Source organism: Caballeronia pedi, from assembly GCF_001544915.2.
In the GTDB taxonomy this organism is placed as follows: domain Bacteria; phylum Pseudomonadota; class Gammaproteobacteria; order Burkholderiales; family Burkholderiaceae; genus Caballeronia; species Caballeronia pedi.
The window spans coordinates 1-15,676 of the sequence record NZ_FCOE02000074.1 but is presented as its reverse complement, the minus strand read 5'-3'; the positions used below and the strand labels follow the sequence as shown (position 1 = coordinate 15,676).

General features: G+C 64.7%; 16 protein-coding genes. 4 read left to right on the top strand and 12 right to left on the bottom strand.

All coding sequences use genetic code 11. The annotated features are described in order from the left end of the window. Both AWB80_RS41635 and AWB80_RS41630 read left to right on the top strand, forming a co-directional pair. Nucleotides 1–975: ABC transporter permease (locus AWB80_RS41635; RefSeq protein WP_061180433.1), on the top strand; the 975-nt coding region annotated here is incomplete at its 5' end. Nucleotide 976: 1 nt separating this feature from the next. Continuing rightward, the gene (locus tag AWB80_RS41630; RefSeq protein ID WP_061180431.1) at nucleotides 977–1,804 is read left to right on the top strand and encodes an ABC transporter permease; all 828 of its coding nucleotides are present in this window, start codon (nucleotides 977–979) and stop codon (nucleotides 1,802–1,804) included. A gap of 49 nt (nucleotides 1,805–1,853) precedes the next feature. On the opposite strand, the gene AWB80_RS41625 is transcribed toward AWB80_RS41630, so the two are convergent. The 12 genes from AWB80_RS41625 to AWB80_RS41570 all read right to left on the bottom strand — a co-directional run bounded on the left by AWB80_RS41625 (nucleotide 1,854) and on the right by AWB80_RS41570 (nucleotide 13,610). After that, complete coding sequence (locus tag AWB80_RS41625) at nucleotides 1,854–2,237, bottom strand: hypothetical protein (protein ID WP_208635769.1); 384 nt, start codon at nucleotides 2,235–2,237, stop codon at nucleotides 1,854–1,856. 80 nt (nucleotides 2,238–2,317) lie between these two features. Continuing rightward, on the bottom strand, nucleotides 2,318–3,208 hold the full coding sequence (locus tag AWB80_RS41620) for a LysR substrate-binding domain-containing protein (RefSeq protein ID WP_061180429.1): 891 nt from the start codon (nucleotides 3,206–3,208) through the stop codon (nucleotides 2,318–2,320). A gap of 76 nt (nucleotides 3,209–3,284) precedes the next feature. Beyond that, nucleotides 3,285–4,010 (bottom strand): amino acid ABC transporter ATP-binding protein, encoded by a 726-nt coding sequence (locus tag AWB80_RS41615; RefSeq protein WP_061180432.1) that lies wholly within the window; start codon nucleotides 4,008–4,010, stop codon nucleotides 3,285–3,287. Nucleotides 4,011–4,053: 43 nt separating this feature from the next. Next, nucleotides 4,054–4,710 (bottom strand): amino acid ABC transporter permease, encoded by a 657-nt coding sequence (locus tag AWB80_RS41610; protein WP_061180428.1) that lies wholly within the window; start codon nucleotides 4,708–4,710, stop codon nucleotides 4,054–4,056. Continuing rightward, a complete protein-coding gene (locus tag AWB80_RS41605) occupies nucleotides 4,707–5,471 on the bottom strand; it encodes an amino acid ABC transporter permease (RefSeq protein ID WP_061180427.1) in 765 nt (254 codons plus the stop codon). The genes AWB80_RS41610 and AWB80_RS41605 overlap by 4 nt, the downstream gene beginning before the upstream one ends. Before the next feature lie 43 nt (nucleotides 5,472–5,514). Continuing rightward, nucleotides 5,515–6,327, bottom strand: a complete 813-nt coding sequence (locus tag AWB80_RS41600) for a transporter substrate-binding domain-containing protein (protein ID WP_061180426.1) — start codon at nucleotides 6,325–6,327, stop codon at nucleotides 5,515–5,517. A 37-nt stretch (nucleotides 6,328–6,364) separates the two neighbouring features. Next, a complete protein-coding gene (locus AWB80_RS41595) occupies nucleotides 6,365–7,438 on the bottom strand; it encodes an ABC transporter ATP-binding protein (RefSeq protein ID WP_061180425.1) in 1,074 nt (357 codons plus the stop codon). 13 nt (nucleotides 7,439–7,451) lie between these two features. Then, nucleotides 7,452–8,294: an ABC transporter permease gene (locus AWB80_RS41590; RefSeq protein ID WP_061180424.1), complete on the bottom strand. Its 843-nt coding sequence runs from the start codon at nucleotides 8,292–8,294 to the stop codon at nucleotides 7,452–7,454. After that, nucleotides 8,291–9,211, bottom strand: coding sequence for an ABC transporter permease (locus AWB80_RS41585; protein WP_061180423.1), 921 nt, complete (start codon nucleotides 9,209–9,211; stop codon nucleotides 8,291–8,293). The genes AWB80_RS41590 and AWB80_RS41585 overlap by 4 nt, the downstream gene beginning before the upstream one ends. 5 nt (nucleotides 9,212–9,216) lie before the next feature. After that, a complete protein-coding gene (locus tag AWB80_RS41580) occupies nucleotides 9,217–10,314 on the bottom strand; it encodes an ABC transporter substrate-binding protein (protein ID WP_061180422.1) in 1,098 nt (365 codons plus the stop codon). 162 nt (nucleotides 10,315–10,476) lie between these two features. After that, on the bottom strand, nucleotides 10,477–11,952 hold the full coding sequence (locus AWB80_RS41575) for an aldehyde dehydrogenase family protein (protein ID WP_061180421.1): 1,476 nt from the start codon (nucleotides 11,950–11,952) through the stop codon (nucleotides 10,477–10,479). Beyond that, nucleotides 11,949–13,610, bottom strand: a complete 1,662-nt coding sequence (locus tag AWB80_RS41570) for a 5-guanidino-2-oxopentanoate decarboxylase (RefSeq protein ID WP_061180420.1) — start codon at nucleotides 13,608–13,610, stop codon at nucleotides 11,949–11,951. The genes AWB80_RS41575 and AWB80_RS41570 overlap by 4 nt, the downstream gene beginning before the upstream one ends. 264 nt (nucleotides 13,611–13,874) lie before the next feature. On the opposite strand from AWB80_RS41570, the gene AWB80_RS41565 reads away from it, so the two are divergent. Then, nucleotides 13,875–14,822 (top strand): pseudouridine-5'-phosphate glycosidase, encoded by a 948-nt coding sequence (locus AWB80_RS41565; protein WP_061180419.1) that lies wholly within the window; start codon nucleotides 13,875–13,877, stop codon nucleotides 14,820–14,822. A 78-nt stretch (nucleotides 14,823–14,900) separates the two neighbouring features. Then, on the top strand, nucleotides 14,901–15,494 hold the full coding sequence (locus AWB80_RS41560) for a cysteine hydrolase family protein (protein ID WP_061180418.1): 594 nt from the start codon (nucleotides 14,901–14,903) through the stop codon (nucleotides 15,492–15,494). The last annotated feature ends 182 nt before the right edge of the window (nucleotides 15,495–15,676 follow it).

Below are 15,676 nucleotides of genomic sequence, written 5' to 3'. Positions count from 1 at the left end.
GGCACATTGGGCGAAGCGGCGTCGCGCCTGAACCAGGACGCCTCCGGCATGCGCGCGTTGATGCTGCGCACGCGCCGCCATCTCGACGATCTCGCGATGCAAGGCATGCCGCTCGCCACGCCCGCCGATGCAAAGCGCGAACTGCTCGCCGCCGACCCGCGCTGGGCTGACGCGAACACATGGAACGTGCTGGCCCGCGCGATCCGGCCGCTGACGGCGGCGTATCTGTTGCGTGCGGTGGATCATCGGGGCACGGCGGATGGCAGCATCGTCGCGATGAGCGCGGATGAAGGCGCCTATGTGCCGATACTCGCGCGAACCTTCTGGATCAGCCTGATCGTAACGGCGATCGTCGTCGCGCTCGGTTATCCGCTGACGTACTGGCTCGCGCAATTGCCCGAACGGCGTCAGCGTCGTGTGCTGATGGCGGTGCTGATTCCATTCTGGACGTCGATTCTCGTGCGCATCGCCGCATGGATGGTCGTGCTGCCGCGCGAGGGCCTCGTCAACAGGATAGGCATGTCGATGCATCTGTTCGACAGCCCGCTCACGCTGCTCTATAACCGCACCGGCGTGATCATCTCGATGGTGCATATCCTGATTCCGTTCATGGTGCTGCCGCTCTTCGCGGTGATGCGCGGCATTCCTTCCACGTATCAGCGCGCGGCGATCTCGCTCGGCAGTCACCCGTTCGGCGCGTTCTGGCGCGTGTATGTGCCGCAGACCGTGCCGGGTGTGGCGGCCGGGGCAATGCTCGTCTTCATCAGCGCGCTCGGTTATTACATCGCACCGGCGCTCCTCGGCGGCGCGGGCGATCAGATGTTGAGCTATTACATCGCGTACTTCACCAACACGTCGATCAACTGGGGACTCGCGGCCGCGCTGAGCGTGCTGCTGCTGGTCGCGACCGCGCTGCTGTTCGCGATCTATCGTCTGCTCGCGGCGTGGCGGCCGGGCGCGAGGAGGCAAGCCTGAGATGCGCATCGTGCCCGCTTTCGAACCTTATGCACGCTGGCCCGAGAAGGTCTGGTACGTCGCGCTGCGCGTGCTCTGCTACGGCGTGCTTGCCTATCTCGTGCTGCCGATCGCGGCGCTGGTGCCGCTGTCGTTCTCGGCGGATTCGTTTCTTGTCTATCCGATTCACCGATGGTCGCTGCACTGGTATCAGACGCTCTTCGCGTCCGATGCGTGGTGGCGCGCGATCCGCAACAGCTTTATCGTGGCGCCCGGCGCGACCGTTCTCGCAACCGTGCTCGGGACACTGTGCGCGCTCGGCCTCGATCGCGCGGAGTTTCCCGGCAAGCGCGTGCTGACCGCGATCATTCTGTCGCCGCTGGTCGCGCCGCTCGTCGTGGTCGCGGTAGGCATGTATCTGTTCTACATGAAACTGCATCTGGCCGGCACGTTCACCGGCCTCGTGATCGCTCATGCGCTGCTCGGCGCGCCGTTCGTCGTGACGACGGTCGGCGCGGTGCTCAAGGGCTTCAACGGCACGCTCGTGAACGCGAGCCTGAGCCTCGGCGCGGGGCGCTTCGAAACGTTCTGGCGCATTACGCTGCCGCTGATTCTGCCGGGCGTGCTGTCGGGCGCGCTGTTCGCGTTCGCGACATCGTTCGATGAGGTCGTCGTGACACTGTTCCTCGCCGGCCCGGATCAGGCCACGATTCCGCGACAGATGTTCAGCGGCATCCGCGACAGCATCACGCCGACGATCGTCGCGCTGGCTACGATACTCGTGCTCTTTTCGACGACCTTGCTGATCGTGGTGGAGCGTCTGCGGGCGCGCGGCGCGCCGCGCGGCTGACGCTCGCGCAGCGGCGCTGAATGCACTGCGTGCGCTGGCTGCGAAACGCCTATTGGCGCGGCGGGACCATCGTGGGCGGGACGACCCAGGCTGCGGTCGGGGCCATGAAGTAGGGCGGTGCGCTGCGTCGCATCAGCATGCCGGTGACCGAGAGCGTCACGCCCGTCGGAAGCGGTGGTCCGACGATCAGTACACGGGGGACCAGGACGCGGCCCTGCGCGTCCTGAGAAAAGCGCTTGTCGATCACGCACAGCGGCGGGTCCATCGCCAGCATCCAGACCGGTTGTCGGGCGCCGCCGTCCGTTTCGATGACGTCCTGCACGGGCGTGCCGCGAAGCGTCATGTTCGTGCCGACCGGGAAGCAGACAGGGGCGGCGGCCCAAACCGCGCTGGCCCACATGAAGGACAGCATGAACAGAAGGCGGTTCTTCACGGGACAACTCTCCTTTCGGCATTCGATGTTCGAATCGTGCAAGCCACGCAACGAAATCGCTTCCACGGCTTTATCGCACGCTATCTGGCAGCCGGACCCGCATCCCGGTTGCGCGTGATCCATTCACTGAAGAGCTTGACCTTCGGCTGATTCGCGACGCAATCCGGATAGACGAAGTAGTAGCGTGACCCCGTCTCGAGCACGGTGTCGAACGGCATGACGAGCCGCCGCGCCGCCACGTCTTCGCTGACCAGCGTGCGGTCGCTGATCGCGACGCCGAAGCCCTGCATGGCGGCGTTGGTCGCCATATCGAGCGTTTCGAAGGTCGGGCCGAGCGTCGCGTCGATCTCGTTCGCACCCGCGCGGTCGAGCCAGAGCTTCCAGTCGCGATGATCCCGCGTCGGATGCAGCAGGGCGTGATGCGCAAGATCCGCCGTGGCGGCCAGCGGCCTTTCAGTAAGCAGATCGGGCGAGCACACGGGCGTAAGCTGCTCGTCGAAGAGCGGCACGGCGTGCACGTCCGCACCCGGCGACGAACCATAGATGATCGCCGCATCGAACGATTCCACCTGAAAGTCGACGTCGTGCTGCCAGGTTGTAGTGATCTGCAGTTGCAGTTCGGGATGCTCGCCCTGAAAGCGCATGATCCTCGGCAGCATCCAGCGCATCACGCAGGTCGGAACCTTCAGCGCGAGATCGGTGCGCTGGCGCGTGAGCCGCAACGATACTTCCTCGATACGCGCGAACCCCTCTCTGACGACGGGCAGCAGCACGTCGCCTTCAGCGGTCAATGTCAGTCCCCGTGCGCCCCGTATGAAAAGAGGAAAGCCGAAGTACTCCTCGAGCGCAAGAATCTGCCGGCTGATCGCCCCTTGCGTGAGGCACAGATGTTCAGCCGCGCGCGTGAAACTGCGGTGACGCGCGACCGTCTCGAAGATCTGCAATGCATTGAGCGGAGGAAGTCGTCGCATGGGGCGTGTCTCCGGTCAGGGGAATCGTGCGATGCGCCAATTAGTTTAGCAAGCCGGACGCGACGGCGACACGCTATCAATGAAGTATCTTGCTCAGAAATTCCCTCGCGCGTTCGGAGCGTGGATGGGCGAAGAACGCGTCCTTGTCGTCGTCTTCGACGATGTGTCCATGATCCATGAAGATCACCCGGTGCGCGACCTTTCTGGCGAAGCCCATTTCGTGCGTGACGCACATCATCGTCATGCCCTCCTGCGCCAGCTCGACCATCACGTCCAGCACTTCGTTGATCATCTCCGGATCGAGCGCGGAAGTCGGTTCGTCGAACAGCATCGCAACCGGGTCCATCGATAACGCGCGCGCGATCGCCACGCGCTGCTGCTGGCCGCCGGAAAGCTGCGCGGGGTATTTGTCCGCGTGCGCGCGCAGGCCGACTCGCTGAAGCAGGCGCAGCGCCTTGTCGGACGCTTCGTCTTTCGAACGGCCCAGCACTTTTGTCTGCGCGAGCGTGAGGTTTTCCGTGATCGACATATGCGGAAACAGCTCGAAATGCTGAAACACCATCCCGACTTTCGAGCGCAGCTTCGACAGATTGGTGCGCTTGTCGTGGACCGACTCGCCGTTGATCGTGATGCTCCCGCTCTGGAACGGCTCGAGTCCGTTGACCGTCTTGATGAGAGTCGACTTGCCGGACCCGGAAGGCCCGCAGACCACGACCACTTCGCCTTTGCTGACTGTGGTGGTGCAATCGGTCAGAACCTGAAACTGCCCGTACCACTTCGACACGTTACCGATGGAAATCATGCGCAAACCCGTTTTGAAAGGACGTTGGACACAGCGCCGAACTTCAGCGATGGCGGCCGACCCGATACCGGCGTTCGAGCGCGCGCGCATACCAGGTCAGCGGAAAGCACATCGCGAAGTACAGCAACGCGACGAGGGCGTAGATCGGGAAAGGGCGAAACACTGCGTTCGTGATCATGGTGCCGGTCTTGGTCAGTTCCGTGAGCCCGATGATCGACGTGAGCGCGGTGCTCTTCACGACCTGCACGAGAAAGCCGACGGTGGGCGGCACCGCGATCTTCCATGCCTGCGGCCAGACGACGTAACGCAATTGCTGCGTCCATGTCATGCCGAGGCTCGCCGCCGCGCTCCATTGACCGCGCGGCACCGCCTCGACACAGCCGCGCCAGATGTCGGAGAGATAGGCGCCCGTATAGAGTGTGAGCGTGACCGTTGCCGCCGCCCACGGCGACACCTCGACGCCCAGCATCGGCAAGCCGAAAAAGCCGAGGAAGAGCTGCATCAGCAGCGGTGTGCCCTGGAACACTTCGACATACAGCACCACGAACCTGCGCAGCCACGGCAACGGCGACACGCGCATGGCGAGCAGCACCAGCCCCGTCAGGCCGCCGCCGACGAACGCAATCAACGAAAGCAACAAGGTCCAGCGCGCGGCGAGCATCAGATTGCGCGCGATATCCCATAGCGTGAACTCGATCATCGTGAACGCTCCTTCGGAAGGCCGCGGCCGGCCACGGCTGCACGCATGGAAAAGAGACCGCGCAAGCCGCGTCGAGGCGCAATCGTGACGCCGCGGGCTGCCCGCCCCGCGAACAGCCGTTTGCCGAGCCGGTTGATCAAGAGGCGCAGCACGATCGACAGCAGCAGATAGATCGCGGTGACGATCAAATAGCATTCGAACGAACGGAAGTTGCGCGACTGAATGAAACTGGCGGCATGGGTCAGATCCGCCACCGAGATCTGCGATACGACCGCGGAGCCGAGCATCACGATCAGCACCTGGCCGAGCAACGCCGGAAATACGTTGGCGAGCGCCTGCGGCAACACGACGTGGCGAAACACGTGTGGTCCGCGCAAGCCGAGCGCCATCGCGGCCTGGACCTGTCCGCGCGGAATCGAGTCGATGCCCGCCCGGACGATTTCTATCGCATACGCACCGAGGTTCACCGTCATCGCGAGCACGGCGGCTTCCATTTCGCCGATATGCACGCCGAGGCTCGGCAGCCCGAAGAACACGAAGAACAGCTGCACGAGAAACGGCGTATTGCGAATCAGCTCGACGTACGCAGCTACCCCGGCACGAACCGGCTTCGACCCCGTCACGGCGATGCACGCTCCGCCGATACCGACCAGACCGCCCAGAAGCGTCGATACGGCGGTGAGGCCGAGCGTGACCGCGACACCATGCGCGAGCACGTCGGCGTAGAGGCCGAAGTCGCTGAAATCGAACGTGTAGGTCATCGAAGTATCCCCGGCGCGCGATTGAACGAAAAAGCGCGGCGCATCACAGATCGGCCGGCAGCGGTGCGCGCAGCCACTTCTGGGAGATGGCGTTCATCGTTCCGTCCTTCTTCGCGGCGGCGATGGCCTCGTCCACCTTCTGCTTGAGGCGCGGTTCGTTCTTGTTCAGGCCGACATGATCCGGAGAACTGAAGAGCGAGAACTTCTGCTCGGGATCGTTCGAGGGATGACGGGCGATGATGGTCGCGCCCACGTCGTTGCCGACCACGAGCAATTGCGTCTGCCCGGCCAGAAACGCGGAGATTGCGCCATTCGGGTCATCGAAGCGCTTGATGGTCGCGGACGGCGGCGCGACCTTGCTCACGCTCAGATCTTCGAGCGTGCCGCGCGCAACCGCGATGCTCTTGCCGGCCAGATCGCCCGCGTTCTTCACGGCTAGCGTCTTCGGACCGAATACGGCGAGGTTGTAGGGCGCATACGCCTGCGAGAAGTCGATGACCTTTTCGCGCTCCGGCGTCTTGCCGACCGAGAGCAGCATGTCGGCCTTATGGTCGACGAGGTACGCCATGCGATTGTCGCCCGTGACCTGGATCAGTTCGACCTTCGCGTTGAGCGTTTTGCCGATGAGGCTGGAAACGTCGATGTCGTAGCCTTGCGGCTTCATGTCCGGCCCGATCGAGCCGAACGGCGGATAGTCCTCGAACACGCCGATCCGCACGACGCCGGATTTGCTGATCGAGTCGAGCGCATCGGCCTGCGCGAGCGGCGCGAATGCGCAAAAGCCCACGACGCCGGAAAGGGCGAGGCTGGCGGACGCGCGCTTGAAGAAGCGCTGCACGGAAGTCGTCGTGTTCATGGGGTGTCTCCTGTGACTGTGTTTTGGTCGACGTGAATCAATGCGCGGTACGTGCCGCGATGAGCTTGCAGGCGTGCGGAGGCAGTTCCGCGAAGATGGGCATGCCAACCCGAAGATCCGGCGTTTCGCGCGGAGTCGTGGCGGCGGTGAGCGTGAAGCCGGCGCAATCGATGGTGGCTTCGAGCGACGAGCCGACATCCCGGATGAACGCCACTTTTCCGGCCAGCACGTTGGGGCCCGGATTGACCATGACCGCCCGCATCGATACGTCCTCGGGGCGAATCAGCAGGCGGACATCACCTGTTGCGTCGACTGCGCGCAGCGCGCCGTCGACGATAATCTGCTGGCCGCCGGGAAGCGCGATGCGATCCGTGCCGTCGAGCGTGACGGGCAGGATGTTGCCGAGGCCGATGAAATCGGCGACGAATTCGCTGACGGGATTGCGATAGATGTCGAGCGGCTTGCCGACCTGCGCGATGCGTCCTTTTTCCATCACGACGATTTCGTCGGCCATCGTCATGGCTTCGCGCTGGTCATGCGTCACCATGATCGTCGTGATGCCGAGGCGTTGCTGCAACAGGCGGATTTCGACCTGCATCGCTTCGCGCAGCTTCGCATCGAGCGCGGAGAGCGGTTCGTCGAGCAGCAACAGCTTCGGCGACGACGCGATCGCGCGCGCGATGGCCACGCGCTGGCGCTGCCCGCCCGAAAGCCGCGAGATCGGCCGGTCCGCCATGTGCGGCAACTGGATCAGTTCGAGCAGCTCCGCGACCCGCGCCGCCTGCGCGTCCTTCGCGACGCGGCGCAGCCGCAGCGGATAGGCGATGTTCTGCGCCACCGTCATGTGAGGAAAGAGCGCCAGCGACTGGAACACCATGCCGAAATCGCGCTGGTTCGCCGGTACGTGCGTCAGATCGCGCCCAGCGAATGCGACGGTTCCGGACGTCGCCGTTTCGAGTCCCGCGATGATCCGCAAGAGGGTCGTCTTGCCGCAGCCGGAGGGTCCGAGAAAGCACACGAGCTTGCCGTCGGGCACGGCGAGATCGACGTGGTCGACTGCATATGCGGTGTGAAAGCGCTTCGTCACCGCCTGAAGTGTCAGATGAGTCATGAGGGTTCCCTCTTCACAGCGCGACGCCAGCGTCGCCGACCAGTTTTTCGAGCAGCCAGATCAACGCGAAATCGATGAGCACGATCACGACCGCGAACGAGAACACGGTCGGATCGAGCGATGACACGGTGCGGCTGTACAGCCAGATCGGCAGCGTCATCGTGTCGATGCCGTACAGAAAGAACGTCACCGTGAATTCGTTGAACGAGATGATGAAGGCGAACAGCATGCCCGCGAGAATGCCCGGCCGCATGAGCGGCAGGACCACATCGACGATCGCGCGGCGCGGGCTCGCGCCCATCAGGCACGCGGCCTCCTCGAACTCGGGGCCGATCGATGCGACCGACGCGGCGCAGTTCTTCACCGTGAACGGCAAGGCGAGAATCACGTGCGCGATGATGAGCCGGAAGATGCCAAGCTCGACGGGCAGCACGTTGAACACGAGCAGCAGCGAGAGCCCGAGCATCACGAGCGGATAGACGAGCGGCAGCGCGACGAGCTGTTCGATCACGGCCTTGCCGCGAAAGCGGTAGCGTGAAAGCGCATAGGCGGCGGGCACCGAAACCGCGGTGGCGAGGATCATCGTCGAGATCGCGACGATGAAGCTCGTCGTCAGGGCGGTACCCATCGAGAGCACATCACTGGCGTCGGGCGAGAGGAACGTGTGCCACGCGGCGTGATACCAGCGCAGTCCGAAGCTCTGCGGCGGGAATTCGAGCGTATCCGAATTGCCGAACGACATCGTGATCATCGTCAGGATCGGCAGCGCCGCGAGAAACAGCACGATGGTCGCGAGCAGGCTGGTCGCGCGGCTCAGCCGTCCCGGCATGATCGCGGAGAGGCGCAGGGTACTCATGAGCAGGGTTCCTCCGTGCGTTGCATGCCGCGCACGAGCCGTTGCGAGACCGACATGACGACGAGCGTCGCCACCATCAGCACCACGCCGGATGCCGAAGCCGCCGGCCAGTTCAGGAGCGGCGCCACCTGATCGTGCACCAGCACGGCGAGCATGGGCACGCGACGCCCGCCGAGCAGCAGCGGCACGGCGAACGCGCTCGCGTTGTAAGCGAAGACGAGCAGGGCGCCGGACACGAGGCCGGGCATCGCGAGCGGCAGGACGATATGGCGCAGCGTCTGCCCGCGGGTCGCGCCGAGCGTCGCAGCCGCTTCTTCGTAGGAGCGCGAGATGGCGCGCATCGCGCTCGCAAGCGGCAGCACGGCGAGCGGAAACGCAGTCTGGATCAGGCCGAGCAGCACGCCGTTCTCGCGGTAGAGCCACTGCAGCGGGCGCTGCACGATGCCGGCGGCGAGCAACGCATGATTCAGCATGCCCGCCGGCCCCAGCATCACGAGCCAGCCGTAGCCTTGCAGCAGCAGGTTGACGAGCAGCGGCAGGAGCACGCCTGCGAGAAGCAGGCGGCGCGCGAGCCGCGACTCGGTGCGCGCCATGGCAAGCGCCACGGGAATCGCGAGCAGCACAGCGCAGATCATGCTTTGAAACGCGAGCTTCAGCGTGAGCCAGAGCGAACGCAGAAAGTACGAATCGGCGAGGTCCGCGTAATTGCGCAGCGTGAGCGCGTGCCACTCGTTCCCCGACACGCCGACGCTCATGCGCAGCACCGCGAGCGAAGCCGCGATGAGCACGGCGAGAAACGCCAGGATCGGCGCGAGCAGCACCCAGGGCGGCACCCTGGGCAACGCGGGAGCCGCCGGTTGCCCGATGGCTACGTCCGCCATTGCGGCCGTCCTGCGACGGAAAAGAAGTGCGGACATGGATGTCAGGCCGAGAAGATTTCCGTATAGCGCTTGATCCAGGCCGGCTGTACCGCCGCCAGCGCCTTGTCGTCGTGCAACACGGCGCTCTCCGCGATCTGTTGGGGAGACGGCACGAACGCGCGGCTTTCGGCGGGAATCACCGCTTTCGAGTTCACCGGACCGTTCAGCACGTCGGCGGCCATGCGGCCTTGCACACCGGCGTCGAGAGAATGGTTGATGAACGCGTGGATCAGGTCGATATCGCCCGGATGCGCCTTCGGGATGACCGTGAACATCAGTTGTGTCGCGAAGCCTTCCTTCATGCCATACGTGACGGCCATCTTGTACTCGGGCTTGCGCAACTGATTGGGGAAGAATGCCGGCGAATAGATGCCGCCGATATCCAGTGATCCGGTGCGAAACAGATCGGCGACCTGATTCGGATTCTCTCCGAGCGTGAGCACGCGGTCCTTCAGTTGCGCGAGCTTCTTGAAGCCCGGTTCGATGTTCTGCTGCGAGCCTCCGGCCATCTTGGCGGCGATGATCGCGAGATCGACCGCTTCGGCCCATTCCGGCGGCGGCAGGAAGATGCGGCCCGCATACTTCGGATCCCAGAGCGCCTCGTAGCTCGACGGCGCCGTCTTCACCGAGGCCGTGCTGTAGAAGAGGCCGTCCGACCACAGCAGATAGCCGATGCCGAAACCATTGGCGCCGGTACGATACTGCGCGCCGACATCCTTCAGGTTCGGCAGCTTGTTCAGATCGGGCTTCATCAGAAGGCCGGCGTCCGCGAGGCCCGAAGCGCCCACGCCCGCGAGCGTGATCACGTCGTAGGTCGGCCTGTCTCCGGCCGCCTTTACTTTCGCCACCATGCCGGAGGTGCCGTCGGCGCGGTCCGCGATGACCTGCGCGCCGGTCTTCTGACTGAAGGTCGCGGCGATGTTGCGCAACGCCGCGGCGCCGGTGTCGTCGGACCACGTCAAGAGGCGCAGCGTCTTGCCGGCAAAGCTCTTTTCCTGCGCCTTCGCCGTGCTGATGAACGGCATCGGCAGGCTCGATGCGGCGAGCGCCGCGCCGATGGTCTTGATGGCCTGCCTTCTGCCTCGTTTGATGTCTTGCATGGCTCACTCCTCGCGAAAACGGTGCAGCGGTCGGTCAATGCGGTGGGTCGATCAACAACGGCTTCGGTGAGAACACTCTAGGGATGCCAAATTTCGGCAACAATCGAATTCTCGGCATGGTTGCCATGAGCCGAACGCATGGCTCAAGCTTCGAAAAGCCTTTCAAACGGGATCGGCCGCGCTCAGGATCTGTTTGACTTCCTGGAATGCCGCGAGCCCGAACGGCCCCAGTTCGCGGCCGATGCTGCTTTTCTTGTAGCCGCCCCAGGACGTCTGAGGGAAGATCAGTTGCGGTGAATTGATCCAGACGACGCCGGCCTGCAGCGCGCCGGCAACGCGCTGGCCGCGTGGCCCGTCGCGCGTGACGACGGTTGCGACCAGGCCGAACTCGGTATCGTTGGCCGTGGCGATCGCATCGTCTTCCGTATCGAAGCTGCGCACGCATAACACGGGTCCGAATATTTCTTCGCGCCATATTGCGCTGTCGGTGGGAAGATCGACGAACATGGTTGGCTGAACGAAATAGCCTGCTCCTTCCGGCGCTTCGCCCTGCACCACGAGACTCGCGCCGTCCGCCTTGCCCCGCGCGATGAAACGTTGCACGCGTTCGTACTGGGCGCGATTCGTGAGCGGCCCCATCTGCACGCCGGAGGCGAACGGATCGCCGACGACGGTTCGCGCCACGCGGTCGGCGAGGCGCGCGATCAGCGCCTCCGCGAGCGGCCGTTCGACGAGCACCCGCGACGTGGCCGAGCACATCTGTCCGGCATTGAAGAACGCGCCGCCCGTGACGAGATCGACGGCGAGATCGAGGTCGGCATCCGCGAAAACGACGATCGACGACTTGCCGCCCAGTTCGAGGCTCACGCCCTTGATGGATTGCGCCGCCGCTTTCATGACCTGCTCGCCGACCGCCGTGCTGCCGGTGAACGACACCTTCGACACGAGCGGATGCGTCGTGAGCGCGGCACCGACTTCCGCGCCGGTGCCCGTCACCACGTTGAATACGCCCGGCGGCAGACCCGCTTGCTCGATGATCGCGGCCAGTTCCAGCTCCGGCAAGGGTGTGAATTCGGAAGGCTTCAGCACGACGGTGCATCCCGCGGCGAGCGCGGGGGCGAGCTTCCACGCTGTCGTGACCATCGGGAAGTTCCACGGCACGATCAACGCGACCACGCCCGTGGGTTCGCGACGGATCACCGCGCGATGATCGCCGCTCGGAATCGCGATCTCTGCTTCGGGTGCGTCCAGCGTGTCGGCGAGGTCCGCGTAATAGTCGAAGGTCGCGATCACATCGCCGACATCGATGCGCGATTCGGTAATCGGCTTGCCGTTGTTGAGCGACTGAAGCGCGGCGAGGTGCTCGCCCTGCGCCTCCACACCGCGCGCAATCGCACGCAGAAAGCCGGCGCGCTGTGCGCCCGATGTCTGCTTCCAGGCGCGAAATGCACGCGATGCCGCGCGTACGGCGCAATCGACATCGGCGGGGCCGCCGACTTCCACTTCGACGATCGTATCTTCCGTCGATGGATTGACGACGGGCAAACGCCGCCGCGTCTCGGGCATACACCAGCGGCCATCGATGAAGAGTTGCGTGCGCAGCGGGACATCGAAAAGAGGACGCGTCTGCGCGTTCATGACGGCACCCGCGCAAACCAGTCGGCTTCGCGAACCTCGATCACGGTCGGGATCTCGCGCGATACCGCGCGCCGCAATTGCGCGTCGAGCGCCTGTGGATCGTCGACGCTCGCGGCCTCGCATCCGAAGGCGCTTGCCAGCGCCATGAAGTCGGGCGTGTAGATATCGACACCAACGCGCGTGATATCGCGCTGATCCATGTATTTGCGGATCTCGCCGTAGCCGAAGTTGTTCCAGAGCAGCACGATCACGGGTACGCGCGCTTCCACCGCGCTCGCCAGTTCCGGCAGCGTGAACTGCAGGCCGCCGTCGCCGATCAGACATACGACCGGTCGTTCACGCGCGGCAAGCTTCGCACCGATGGCGGCAGGCAGCCCGTATCCGAGCGTGCCGTAGCCGGTCGACGAGTTGAACCATGAACGCGGGGCCGGCGCATCGTGAAGAAAATTGCCCGCGTAGACCGGGCTCGTCGAATCGCCTGCAATGATGACGCCGGGCAGGGCATCGACGATCGTGTCGATCAGGCGCTTCTGCGATCGCATCGCGGCGTCGCAGCCGGCGAAGACGGCCTCGCGCACCGCCGTCACGCGTGCGGCGCCCCAGTCCGGCGATGCGGGACGCACCGGTCGCTCGTGCAGTCTCGTCGACAGCGCGCTCAACGTCTCGCGCGAGTCGCCGACGATAGCCACGTCCGGCGCTGCATTGCGCATGACCTGCTGCGCATCGATATCGATGCGGATGAGTTGTCCGTCGATCGCGAACCCGCCATCGAAAACCACGTCATAGTCGGTCTCGCCCAGTTCGGTGCCGACCGCGAGCACGACGTCGGCTTCGCGAATCATCGCGCGGGTCGGCGGCAGCGACTGCGTCGAACCGATGAGCAGCGGCTCCGCGCACGGCAGAAGTCCTTTCGCGTTGGTGGTGAGCGCGACGGGCGCCTGCAGCCGCTCGGCGATCTCGCGCAATTCGATTGCGGCGTGCGCCGCGCCGCCGCCGGCGAGAATCAGCGGGCGGCGCGCGTCGGCGAGCAGTTCCACGGCAGAGGCGAGCGCGGCGGGATGAGCCGTCGGCTTCATTGCGCGCACGGCGGGAGCGGCCATCATCGCGTTCAGCGGGGACACGATGACATCGAGCGGAATCTCGATATGCACGGGCCGTGGCCGCGCGCTCTCGAACACGGCGAACGCGCGAGCCAGCACCTGAGGCAACTCGGCGGCATCCAGCAGCGTGTGGGAGAACGCGGCGAGTCCGTCGAATACTTCGCGCTGCGAAGGAAGTTCATGCAGGCGACCATCGCCGTTGCCGAGGTGGCTGCGTGCATTGACGCTCGATATCACGAGCATCGGGATGGAGTCGGCATAGGCTTGCGCCATCGCGGTCGCGATGTTGGTCATGCCCGGCCCGGTGATGATGAAGCACACGCCGGGTTTGCCCGTGACACGCGCGTAGCCGTCGGCCATGAAGCCCGCGCCCTGTTCGTGACGAGGCGTCACGTGCCGGATCGACGATTGCGCAAGCCCGCGATAGAGCTCCACGGTGTGCACGCCCGGGATGCCGAAGACGTACTCGACGCCGTAGTTTTCGAGTAACGTGACGAGTGCTTCGCCACAGGTTCGAAGGCATGAGTCGAAGTGCTTGCTGGATTCGCGAAGGTTCATCGGTCGTCGCATTCCTGGTTGGTTTGAGCACGGACGCGGCTGCACGGGTCGAGAGTGCGCGCTGGCGGCGGCTGGGGTGGAATCATTCTCGACGCCGCCTGGTCGCGACGACAATCGAAAAGATCTCATGGGGCGCATGAGTTCCCTGCATGAGGCAGGGAAAGCCCGCATGCGCGGAGCCAGTGCGGGAAAGAGACGAGCGATGTCTGAAGCAGAATGGCGTGATGCTGCATACTTTGGCATCGCACCGCCGGGAACATCGACATGGCTAACGACCTTGCACGATCGTGGCTGACCTTGAGCGCGCCCGTGGCCGCCGCGCGGGGCGCGGGTCGCCCCATCGTGGCGCTGGAATCGACCATCATCGCCCACGGCATGCCTTACCCCGAGAACATCCGGACCGCGCGCGAAGTAGAGGCGCTGATTCGGGATGCCGGGGCCGAGCCCGCGACGATCGCCGTGATCGGCGGGCGAATCCGCGTCGGCGTGACGGACGGCGAACTGGAACTGCTCGGTCGTTCGGACCGCGTGCACAAGGTCAGCCGCCGCGACCTGCCGGCCGTGCTGGCCAGCGGCGAGCCTGGGGCCACGACGGTGGCCGGCACGATGATATGTGCCGCGCTGGCCGGCATCGAGGTATTCGTCACCGGCGGCATTGGCGGCGTGCACCGGGGCGCGCAGGAAACGTTCGATATCTCGGCCGATCTGCAGGAGCTGGCGAAGACCTCGGTGGCGGTGGTCTGCGCCGGCGCGAAGTCCATTCTGGACATCGGGCTCACGCTGGAATACCTGGAGACGCACGGCGTGCCGGTGCTCAGTTGCGAGCAGGACAATTTCGCGGCGTTCTACACGCGCGACAGTGGCTTTCGCGCGGACTTCAGGCTGGACGACGCGGCGCAGCAGGCACGCTTCATCCGCGCCAAGTGGGACCTGGGCCTCGCCGGGGGTGTCGTAATGAGCACGCCGGTGCCGGAAGCGTCGGAGATGGCGGTCGAAGAGATCGACGCTCTGACGCGGCAGGCGCTCGTCGAGGCGACGGAGCGAGGCATCACCGGCAAGGCGCTGACCCCCTTCTTACTGGCTCGCATCCACGCGCTGACGGGTGGACGCAGTCTGGCGACGAACATCGCGATCGTGAAACACAACGCCGAGGTGGGGGCGAGATTGGCGTTGGCGCTGGCGCATGCGGAGCGCGGGGCAGGCCAGGCGTAACGGCCGTGACGTGTAGAACCGGCGAAGAACGCGCGAACCCGGTGAGCTTCGCCGTGTTCGACGCAAAGGAGATGGGATATGGAAACAGGGCAGCGCTCGAGCCCGCACATTCCGGCAATCGCGCCGGCGCGAACCGCGCTCATCGTCATGCATTACCAGACCGATATTCTCGGGCTGTTTCCATCGGTCGCGCCGGCGCTGATCGCCAACACGCGCGAACTATGCGACGCGGCGCGGGCGAGCGGCGTCGGCGTTTATTTCGCCAATCTCCGGTTCAGTCCGGGCTATCCGGAAGTCAGCCCATCGAACAAGAACGGGCAGGGAATCAAACGGCTGGGTCTTTTCACCGACGACGGTATTGCGCCGGAGTTGGGCCAGCGCGACGATGAACCGCTCGTCATCGCGCACCGGGCCAGCGTGTTCTTCGGCACCGGTCTCGCGGAACGGCTTGCCGCACGAGGCGTCGATTCGCTGATCATGGTTGGCATTGCGTCGACCGGGGTCGTGTTGTCGTCGGTCGCGTATGCGAGTGATGCGGACTTCCGCCTGTACACGGTCAAGGATTGTTGTTACGACCCGGATCAGGTGGTGCATGACCATCTGTTTTCCACCGCGTTCGATTCGCGTACGACTGTGCTGTCGCTCGCGGATGCTTTGGTGCTGCTCGCGTAGTGCTTGTTGGGGACTTGTGGCGGCTACAGACAGGCTTTCGTTTGTCGCCGGATCCCGTATTCGTGTCGGTTTATTGGCGTTGCCCCTGTGCGGGGCGGCAGTCAGTTTCTTTGCAGCAGTGTATGGACCGGGGACATAGGTAACAGGTGTATCGGGACATGGGTAACACTCTGGAGGCATTT